General features: G+C 57.6%; 12 protein-coding genes. 10 read left to right on the top strand and 2 right to left on the bottom strand.

The window, feature by feature from the left end; genetic code table 11:
- The coding region (locus tag AC5FRV_RS20755) for a restriction endonuclease FokI C-terminal domain-containing protein (protein ID WP_493562990.1) at nt 1-1295 on the top strand (1295 nt) is incomplete at its 5' end.
- 16 nt (nt 1296-1311) lie between these two features.
- On the opposite strand, the gene AC5FRV_RS20750 is transcribed toward AC5FRV_RS20755, so the two are convergent.
- Together AC5FRV_RS20750 and AC5FRV_RS20745 are read right to left on the bottom strand one after the other, a co-directional pair.
- On the bottom strand, nt 1312-1575 hold the full coding sequence (locus tag AC5FRV_RS20750; protein ID WP_493562989.1) for a hypothetical protein: 264 nt from the start codon (nt 1573-1575) through the stop codon (nt 1312-1314).
- Nucleotides 1576-1605: 30 nt separating this feature from the next.
- Nucleotides 1606-1902: a winged helix-turn-helix domain-containing protein gene (locus tag AC5FRV_RS20745; protein WP_493562988.1), complete on the bottom strand. Its 297-nt coding sequence runs from the start codon at nt 1900-1902 to the stop codon at nt 1606-1608.
- 189 nt (nt 1903-2091) lie between these two features.
- Here AC5FRV_RS20745 and AC5FRV_RS20740 point away from each other — a divergent pair, with 189 nt between their 5' ends.
- From AC5FRV_RS20740 to AC5FRV_RS20700, 9 genes are all read left to right on the top strand, one after another.
- Nucleotides 2092-2256, top strand: a complete 165-nt coding sequence (locus AC5FRV_RS20740) for a CopG family transcriptional regulator (protein WP_493562987.1) — start codon at nt 2092-2094, stop codon at nt 2254-2256.
- Between the two features lie 87 nt (nt 2257-2343).
- On the top strand, nt 2344-2478 hold the full coding sequence (locus tag AC5FRV_RS20735) for a hypothetical protein (RefSeq protein WP_493562986.1): 135 nt from the start codon (nt 2344-2346) through the stop codon (nt 2476-2478).
- Nucleotides 2479-2505: 27 nt separating this feature from the next.
- Nucleotides 2506-3693 carry a tyrosine-type recombinase/integrase gene (locus tag AC5FRV_RS20730; protein ID WP_493562985.1) on the top strand — a complete coding sequence of 396 codons (1188 nt, stop codon included), beginning with the start codon at nt 2506-2508 and terminating at the stop codon, nt 3691-3693.
- A gap of 388 nt (nt 3694-4081) precedes the next feature.
- On the top strand, nt 4082-4336 hold the full coding sequence (locus AC5FRV_RS20725) for a DUF7563 family protein (protein WP_493562984.1): 255 nt from the start codon (nt 4082-4084) through the stop codon (nt 4334-4336).
- Nucleotides 4333-4530 carry an RNA polymerase sigma factor gene (locus tag AC5FRV_RS20720; RefSeq protein ID WP_493562983.1) on the top strand — a complete coding sequence of 66 codons (198 nt, stop codon included), beginning with the start codon at nt 4333-4335 and terminating at the stop codon, nt 4528-4530. The genes AC5FRV_RS20725 and AC5FRV_RS20720 overlap by 4 nt, the downstream gene beginning before the upstream one ends.
- Nucleotides 4527-5366: a deazapurine DNA modification protein DpdA family protein gene (locus tag AC5FRV_RS20715; protein WP_493562982.1), complete on the top strand. Its 840-nt coding sequence runs from the start codon at nt 4527-4529 to the stop codon at nt 5364-5366. Before AC5FRV_RS20720 ends, AC5FRV_RS20715 begins: the two co-directional genes overlap by 4 nt.
- On the top strand, nt 5363-5503 hold the full coding sequence (locus AC5FRV_RS20710; RefSeq protein ID WP_493562981.1) for a hypothetical protein: 141 nt from the start codon (nt 5363-5365) through the stop codon (nt 5501-5503). Before AC5FRV_RS20715 ends, AC5FRV_RS20710 begins: the two co-directional genes overlap by 4 nt.
- Nucleotides 5503-5952 (top strand): hypothetical protein, encoded by a 450-nt coding sequence (locus tag AC5FRV_RS20705; RefSeq protein ID WP_493562980.1) that lies wholly within the window; start codon nt 5503-5505, stop codon nt 5950-5952. Before AC5FRV_RS20710 ends, AC5FRV_RS20705 begins: the two co-directional genes overlap by 1 nt.
- Nucleotides 5940-7568, top strand: coding sequence for a DUF7845 domain-containing protein (locus AC5FRV_RS20700; protein ID WP_493562979.1), 1629 nt, complete (start codon nt 5940-5942; stop codon nt 7566-7568). Before AC5FRV_RS20705 ends, AC5FRV_RS20700 begins: the two co-directional genes overlap by 13 nt.
- Nucleotides 7569-8602 lie beyond the last annotated feature (1034 nt).

Raw genomic sequence — 8602 nt, 5'->3', positions numbered from 1 at the left:
GCGTTCTCCGAAAAGCCGATAGAGACGAATCTGATATCGAAATACTCGAAAGAGGTTGTGAAGAGGAGATCTTTGGCAAAGATATTATATACATCTGCGGTGGGTGTGATAAGTATTATACACAAGATTCGATGCCTGGATCTTGTGAATGCGGTGCGGAGCTTCCAGGTGACTCATCATCACCAGATGTCGTAAAATACTATTCCAAATCATATCCGGACATTTTGGAGGACCTTCTTGGAGAGTCCTTTTACGAATTTGATATACAATATAATAGAGTAGAATTAGAGGACATCGCAGCAATTGATCTTGAGCCTTCTCCGAGTGAGGAACAATATCTCCATATCTCTCCATTCTTCAATTTCGAGTCCATAGTTCATGTTTTCCCAAATTATAATGACGTATTCGTAAGTTGGGATAGTTTGCCCGAGGTTGTAGATGAGTCGGAGGACTTGAGAGAAGAGATATCAAATTTTCTAGCCGGGCTGGAGGACGGTCGAATGCTTGTAACAAGGCAGGGCATTGAACCAATCGGAAATTCTGGAACCGCCGCTCCCCGGCCCACTATTGATACTTCTTGGTACACGAAGCTTCACAGAACAAATAAAGCGACTGTGAATTCTGAGTCCAAGTCCCGATTTGGTCGGAATTATAATCAGCAATTTGAACGGCTTGGGAATGAGTTTTTGAATATCTTATTTCCGTACGCCCTGACCCTTCAGGCGGGTGGTTCAGAGCAGCCAGATGGTTATTCTATCTTTGAAGATCAGGCATATCTGGTGGAAGCAAAGTGCTATTCCGGCGATTTCAAGATATCGAAAGAGCAAGACAAGGCAGGTCGCTACGTTAGACGGTTTCGTCAGTATGTCGAGGACGATTTTTCGAGTGACTATAATCTAATGGGATATATCTTCATAGCTCACGAATTTAACGAGAATGAGTTCGTCCACGATCTCCGAGAGTTCAGAAACAGCGTTATTGATGTAGCAAATTTGGACGTGATATGCATTACTGACGACATGATGGCTAAGGCTGTAGATAGACTCTCTGATTTATATCGAGTCACCCCTTCAGCATCTTGGAGAATCCACGACAAGTCTAACCACTACTCAGACATATTGGATAAATTGTCCACGATAACAGGCCCAAATCAGATTAATAAAGGCGCTTTTGAGCAGATAATGGCTTTAGTGGAAGAAATTGGCCAAGAAGAATCCATAAAAGAGAGAGAGATTAAGGAAGGGGTGCAAAAGGGATCCTCGTTTAGCACTAAAGCAGATGAAGCCCTAAATTGAATCAATAATCAAATTCTCATCTCTGAAGCGCACGCTCAACCGTTGGCCAGGGCCGATATCTAGCATCTATCTTCCCGTCGAGGTAGTGAATCCCGTCAATTGTAAGTTCATACATGTCGCCAGAGATCGGCGCGATGAGGCCAGCATACTGGAGCATCTGGCACCGCTCCCGGATATGACCCTCCGACGCGCAAAAGCCGCGCTCACGGGCAAGAATTGACGGTGTGGACCACCCCTCCATCTCCAGCACTTCTAGTATTCTCTCGTCGAGCTGTTTCATCCAGAACGCCGACTTTCTCCGCTGCATATATCAGGCTTCTTCGTGGTTGTTTCCAGAGTTCGAGCCGTTATCGCTGGACGATTCAATTCGGTCTTGTGAGTCCACGGAAGTATCTAATTCCCCCTTCAGATACTTCTCCCCACGATCTGTGATGGCGTAAACTCCGCTGCCATAGCGGTTCAACAATCCATGCTCGACCATCTTGGAACACCGCTGAGAGATATATCCGTTTGAGTAGCGAACAAACCCGCTCTTGACCATTTCTGACGGGCTAGCGGCCTCTTCCTCGCTTAGATACTCCAGTATCCTATCGTCGGCGAGGACCATCCAATCGCCCGAATAGCGCTTAGTCATCCTTGCTAAATTAATTATCAATAGTCGCAGGCATTATACCAGCGCTAACGAGATATACGCCGTGGTATACTAAGCACCGTTAACTATATCAAGCGAGGCTTAATTGATTAGCAATGCATGCCTACCAGAAGCCTGTCCGTTTCCGTGTCGATGCCAACGGAAATGGACGAGACGATAGCTGAAGAGGCCGATGAGCACGGAATGACTTACTCGCAGTACCTTCGCCACATCATCCGCGAGCACGAAAGCACTCCCTTCGAGTGCAATGACCCGGTGCTATGCGTGGACGAGAACGGCGAGAACTCTCGAAAGGAGGGGGCGGCGTAAGATGCCTGCCAGCAATCCCGACGCTGCCCCCAGCTTTTCGGACGAAACGGGCGACGAAAAGAGTGACGACGACGGTACGGAGGGTCCATGAACTGCACTCTCACTTGCCGCGTTTGCGGCGAGGAGTTCGAAGGAGAGCGGTTCACCGACGTCAAGGAGGCCCTGACCGCACACTTCCAGGCCCACCAGCGGGCCGGTGAAACCGGGGTGGGGGCCGCGTGAGCGCCACATTCCGGTTCTGTCCCAACTGTGGCGCCCGTCTCGTCGCTCGCACGACGCGCGGCGGTCTCAAGAGACACGACTGTCCGCAGTGCCCCGGAGGCGATCGATGAGCTCCGAAGGCCGCTTACAGTGATGGCGGGCAGCAACCATGACCCGCCGGACCTCTCGCCGCGAGAGGCGTGTGACCGGTGGCTCGACAAGCTCCGCGTTCAGCGCCGCGACCAGACGGTCACGACGTACTACTACCGGCTGAAGCTGTTCGTCGAGTGGGCGGAGAGCGAGGGCATCGAGAGTGTCGCCGACCTCTCCGGTTGGGATCTCGAGTCTTTTGAGACACACCGGCGGAGCAAGGAGCCGTCAATGGCGTCGCTGAAAAACGAGTTCCAGACGCTGCGGCTGTGGCTGGAGTACCTCGAAAAGATCGAGGTCGTCGAGGAAGGCCTTCACGAGAAGGTAGACATTCCCGACGTCCCGAAGGGCGAGCGGAGTAACGACGAGCGGCTCTCGCACGACCGAGCCACGAAGCTACTGGCGCACTACCGCGACTCGTCGGAGCAGTACGGGACTCGCGGTCACGTCCTGTTGGAACTCGCGTGGCACACCGGCGCCCGAATCGGTGGCCTGCGGGCCCTGGACGTCCGGGACTTCAAGGAGTACAGCTTCGAGGACGGCGAGCGCCAGTCCGCCTACTACGTCGAGTTTCAGCACCGGCCTGAGACCGGAACGCCGCTGAAGAACGGGCCGGACGGAGAGCGTCCGGTAGCGCTGCTACCCGAGGTCGCCGACGTCGTTCAGACCTATCTCGATGAGCACCGGATAGATTCGCACGATAGCTCCGGACGGCAGCCGCTACTCATGTCCCAGCAGGGCCGCCCGGCATCGGGCACTATCCGGGGCTGGATGTACCTCGCCACGCTTCCGTGCAACGTCGGTCCCTGTCCTCACGATCGTGACCCGGAGACCTGCGAGTACATCGACTATAACGCCGCGAGCAAGTGCCCCTCGTCGCGAAGTCCCCACAAAGTTCGAACCGGCTCAATCACATGGATGCGGAACCGCGGCCTGCCGGTCGAGGTTGTCGCGGGCCGGGTGAACGCCAGCGTAGACGTCATCAACGAACACTACGACGTCGAGGATCCGCTGAAACAGATGCTGCAGCGCCGGATTCCGTACCTTACGAACCTGTCTTTCGACCCCGATACAGCCGAACCATGAACCCAGCAATCACCACGAGAGAGAACCGTATCGTACCACCAGCGACAAGCCCAGAAACCCGGTTTATCAAAATCCGGGTGGTCCCATACCCACAATAAAGGAAGCGGCCGTTTCTACCGCTTCTACTGCCGGTTTTCGAGGGGGTGGTCCGCGTGAGCCAGACCCCCTCGCGCGAGAAATCAGACCTTCCCCAGACTGGGGTCCGCAATCGGTCGCAGTATGCTGACACGCTTCACCGGCAGGACCCGGACGCGGACGAACCGACGCCCGCCTGTCCGGAAGCTGACTACCGGGGAGATTGCGATTTCACGGACGTTCCGATAGCCGCGTACTACCCGCACTACAAGCTGTGTGGCAATCCTGAGTGTTTCGGGGGTGAGTGGCGGTGATGCGACTCTCTGGCGGCGAGGGAGATCGCGGAACCTGCCAGCACTGCGGCGCCCACGTCTCGCGGGATTACCGACGTACCTTCGGCGACGAGGAGAACGTCGCCCATCGGTGCCCCGCGTGCGACTCCTGGCCGCGCATTTTCGAGGGGACCGCCGCAGGCCTGGATGTCGACTACCCTGACCCGGAGGAACAGCCGCAACGCGCCCAGGGCCACCGTGTAGAGGCCCGAAGCGACGGAGGTGAGCGACTGTGAAACACCAGGCCCGACTCATCGAGTTCGAGGAGGACCTATCAGACCTCTCGGACGCGCAGCGTGAGGTCTACCAGGCCATCGAGCAGGACGGGTTTGGCGTCCGTGAGTACGCGCGGAAGACCGGCCGCTCGAAGGGCACTGTCGGGAACCTGCTACGCCGGGCTCGCGACCGGCTGAAGGGGGAGAGCGCATGACGTCCGAGTTCTGGGCCGGTGCCGCCTCGGGTGCCTCGCGGAAGATGCTGGCGCAGGCACAGCGGTGGCTCGAAGGCCCCCGCCCGTCGCGGATACTGGTCAACTATCAGACCATGCTCTCGGAGCCAGACGGCCGCTGGCACAACTACGATCTCATGATCGATCCGGGAGCGTACTCGATGTTCGCGCCGTCGCCAATCGGACAGGGCCACGCGGACTATCCCGAGTCCACAGACACGTACGTCCACGATATCGGTCGACTCCAACCCCGCTACTATGCCTGGCGTGACTACGTTTGCGAGGAGGACGTACGCGAGCATCACGGGTGGAGTGTCGATGAGCAACAAGAGCGGACGATAGCCGCCCACATCGAGTGTGCTGACCTCCACGACGACTACGGGATTACTGCGGAACCGGTCGCCGTCGTGCAGGGCTGGGAACCAGCAGATTACCGGGAGCACGCGCAGTTGCTGGCCGACTACGGTCTCGTCACCGACCGGGTGGGCATCGGGACTATGTGCGGTCGGGCCGATGTAGAGGTTTGCGAGGACATCGTTGCCACTGTCCGTGAGGTTCTCCCCTCGGTTGAGTTGCACGCGTTCGGGCTCGACCGGGCGGCCTACGCCTCGGAGTACATCGTTGATGAAATCGCCAGCACGGACTCGCTGGCGTATTGCTACCGGTACAAGCGCCCAGCGGGCTGGTCCCGGTGGGAGTTCGTACTCAAGATGTACTTGAACCACCGGGCGGACTGGGACGACGCTGTCGGTGGTGCGGAGTACCAGTCCGGTGAGACGCGCGACACCGCCCAGCGCTCAGTGGGGGAGTTCGCATGACGCGGTTCGTCCGTGCTTCCTGCCTCTACGACGTTCAGCGGGCCAAGAGCATCCCGTGGGACTGGGGAAAGATGCAGCCTATCACGGAGTCCCAGCGCGAAGTCGAGCGGGCTGTCGCCGAAGTGGAGGGTACATGATGCAGGGTGGTAGCGCTCGCAATCGTGAGCGGTTTCCACAGCTGCGCAAGCGCCTCGGTGAAGATCCCGCTCGATGGCTCGACTGGTCCATTCTCGGGAATCGCGACCGTGAGCGACTGGTCCGGACCCGCATCGAGAGCATCGACCGCATCGAGGTAGTCCGGGCCTGGAAGGCTGTCGAGCGCCGGCTTGCTCGGGGTAATGGCGGAGGGCCTCGACCGGGCATCCTTCAGGCGCTCGACGAGCGCGAGGAAGTCCTGGAGGAGATCGGCGATCGGCCGGAGCGTCTCGAACCCCGTACCGAATCTCGGGACCTGCCGCCGGTGGAGACGGCCTGGCCGGACCGGCCGGCCGTCGACGAACCCGGCGACCGCGCAGTGTACTCACGACCCCGCCGATTCGGGCCAGATGACGCGGTCGCGACCGACGGAGGTCGATGCGAACGATAGGGCTGGCCCCTCACGAACTCACGGCCAATTTGCTGTTCAATAGCCATGGGCTCGCGCCTTTCTTCGCTATGGACAGCCAGGTCAAGGCCGGTGAGGGGTCACGGAGTGCAGAGTTCATCGACCAGGGTGAGCAGTGGGTCGTGCGTCTGAGCTACCAGTCAAGCAACATCGTCCACCCCGGAGACCGAACCCCGGAAGGGACGGAGTGGCGACTGAATAAGATGCGCGAGTACCGCCTGAAAGTCGCCCGCCACCCGTCCGAAGACGATGCCGGCCAGCAAGATTTCGTCGCACACGTCGCGCCGCGCTGGCCGGGGATGCAGGGTGAGAGAGACGACGAAACGCGGGTAGATATCCCGGTGCCAGACGGTTTCGGGGAGGGTGTGAACGTCCGTATCAAGGGGTCGAACATCGGTTTCGACCGGTATCCCAAGCTACTCCGGCGGGCGGCCATCGGGATCGGAGTCGCGGGCAAGTACTTCGAGGAACCCCACGAGTTCAGTAACATTCAGGATGCCGAGCGGTACGTGCGGGTCCACAAGGACGCCAGCGGCCCCGTACATGGGCGTGATGGGCCACTCGCGGCGATGGGTCACCTCTTAGAATCAGACCGCCAGGGCTACCGTAAAATCGTCCAAAACGACGACGATGAACGCGGGCGGAATCTCCCGGGCTACTATCACACGGCCACTCTGGATGAACGACGGATCCGCGAGGCGTTCCCCGACCACTCGCTGCCGAAAGAGGTGAAACACTACTACGCCAGGGAAGCCCTCGGCGTCCCGGATGATCACCCGCTGGCACATCCGAAGATCGGTGCATCGTTGCAGGTGTCGCTACTCGACCGCGATGAATCCGTCCGATGGACGGATGTGGACCGCCTCCGGCGCGAGTTAGACCAGACTGTGCTATCGGTGCTGGCCGATGCAGGTCTCGATATCGCGCCGGGAAACGGTGACGGACCGTTCATTGAGGATGCGTACTTCGACCCCGAGGTGGATCACTCCGGCCCTGACCCGGTGACGCTGGACCTGACCCGAGTCGAGCAACAACAGGAGAGTGTGGTCGTGCGGCACCTCTCAGACGGGCTCTCGCCGGTACAATGGGACTCTCTAGAGATGCTGGTCACGGACGGGGGCGAAGTGTCGCCAGGCGATATTGCGGACCAGTACGGCCGTCACGTCGAGAGTGTGCGGCGAGCACTCCGAGAGATGGAGGATCTCGTCGTAAGTGAGTACGCCGACGTGAAGCTCCGGTCGAAGTACGTTGCGGAGATGGTTCACGAGGCAGTGAAAGAGGCCCGCGATGCGACCCGACGGGCTGTTGAGACGACAGCAAAGGCCGCAGAAGCCGCTGAGCGTGGGCTGGGCGAGACGATGAGCGCATTCATCGCATGGGCCGCCCGGCACGGTGTCGACGTGAATGACGCCCGTGAGGCCCAGATGACGCTCCGCTTTGATGGGACGAAGACGATCACGAAGGCCGGCGAGTCACTCCGCGAGGGATTCCGGGTGTGGACAGACGCCGAACTGCCAGAAGAACGGTTCCGACAGGCAACCGTACGATTCTCCGACGGGAGTGTCGGCCAGGCTTGGCGGTTCCTGAACACCGGGTAGCGCCGGGCCTGGATAGAGGCATCACTGTTCTACACCCCGAAAACACCGCTATTTTCGCCGCTTTCTCGCCGTCCCAGCCACGGCGACGATCTCGAGGAGCATGGACTGGCCACTGAGCCGAGAGCCTGGCCGCTTCGAATCCAACCCGGTGGGTTATATTCCGCTTTAGAGGTGTGGCTAAGGCCACATCATCAAAATACACCGTACCACCCCGCATGAAGCCCGCAGAAAATGTGGGATGGGGAATCCGATTCGGCATACGTCTTTACTTCCACCCACCAATCATGGACGCATAGAATGGAGGATATGCCGGCGAAGAAGACACAGGCGTCACCAATATCAGAGTTCCATTGTCAACCGACTTGAGGAGGAGCGCTACACAACCCGATTTATCCAAGATGAAAGATTCCGAATCTGTTAATTGTGATACAATCGAACATATAGCGGCGCAAGAGCCGGTGAAAGACCTGCCCGATCAGTTATTCAAGTGACATCCCTCATGAAACTGGCAAAGACGGTGGCTCAATTGAGAAACTTATTGTTCAATCAGTCATACGCTGTTGACAATGCAAACTGGTACCAGGGTGCCCATTACGTTAGTCACTCTGATATTCCTACTTGCGCCTGGTCTCATCGGTCTTAGATTCTTCTATAAGAGAGCTAACCTCCAGAACTCACTCTCTCGTATCCGCCTTGTTGTTTATAGCACTACTCTTAGTGGAGTGTCAATTCTAGCGTTGTATATGTTATCTGGGGTCCTTTACCCGAGACTTGAGCCCGTTAGTACGAGAGCCCACAACTGGTTGAATATACTATCCAGAACCCAGATCGAGCAACTCTCGTTACCTTTTCTCATTTCCGTCTATCTTCTCCATGTTCTACTAACGATGGGGATCGGTTTCGGTGTTGGATCTATGTATGGAGACTATCGAGATAGGGTTCTTAATGAGCTGTTCGACCGTCGCGAAGCATGGGAATTTGCGTTTACCGAGTCACCACGTCATGGTGAATGGGTTGAGGTTGCCCTAAGAAGT

The organism is Halomicrobium sp. HArcel3 (assembly GCF_058933135.1).
Note: the sequence above shows the minus strand (reverse complement) of the source record. Positions and strands in the feature narration are given on the sequence as shown.

What these genes read in the sequence shown, in the direction of transcription:
- AC5FRV_RS20735 (WP_493562986.1), top strand. Translation starts at nt 2,344, where the DNA reads ATGAACTGCACTCTCACTTGCCGCGTTTGCGGCGAGGAGTTCGAAGGA.
- AC5FRV_RS20745 (WP_493562988.1), bottom strand. Translation starts at nt 1,902, where the DNA reads ATGGTCCTCGCCGACGATAGGATACTGGAGTATCTAAGCGAGGAAGAG.
- AC5FRV_RS20725 (WP_493562984.1), top strand. Translation starts at nt 4,082, where the DNA reads ATGCGACTCTCTGGCGGCGAGGGAGATCGCGGAACCTGCCAGCACTGC.
- AC5FRV_RS20715 (WP_493562982.1), top strand. Translation starts at nt 4,527, where the DNA reads ATGACGTCCGAGTTCTGGGCCGGTGCCGCCTCGGGTGCCTCGCGGAAG.
- AC5FRV_RS20750 (WP_493562989.1), bottom strand. Translation starts at nt 1,575, where the DNA reads ATGAAACAGCTCGACGAGAGAATACTAGAAGTGCTGGAGATGGAGGGG.
- AC5FRV_RS20740 (WP_493562987.1), top strand. Translation starts at nt 2,092, where the DNA reads ATGGACGAGACGATAGCTGAAGAGGCCGATGAGCACGGAATGACTTAC.
- AC5FRV_RS20700 (WP_493562979.1), top strand. Translation starts at nt 5,940, where the DNA reads ATGCGAACGATAGGGCTGGCCCCTCACGAACTCACGGCCAATTTGCTG.
- AC5FRV_RS20705 (WP_493562980.1), top strand. Translation starts at nt 5,503, where the DNA reads ATGCAGGGTGGTAGCGCTCGCAATCGTGAGCGGTTTCCACAGCTGCGC.
- AC5FRV_RS20710 (WP_493562981.1), top strand. Translation starts at nt 5,363, where the DNA reads ATGACGCGGTTCGTCCGTGCTTCCTGCCTCTACGACGTTCAGCGGGCC.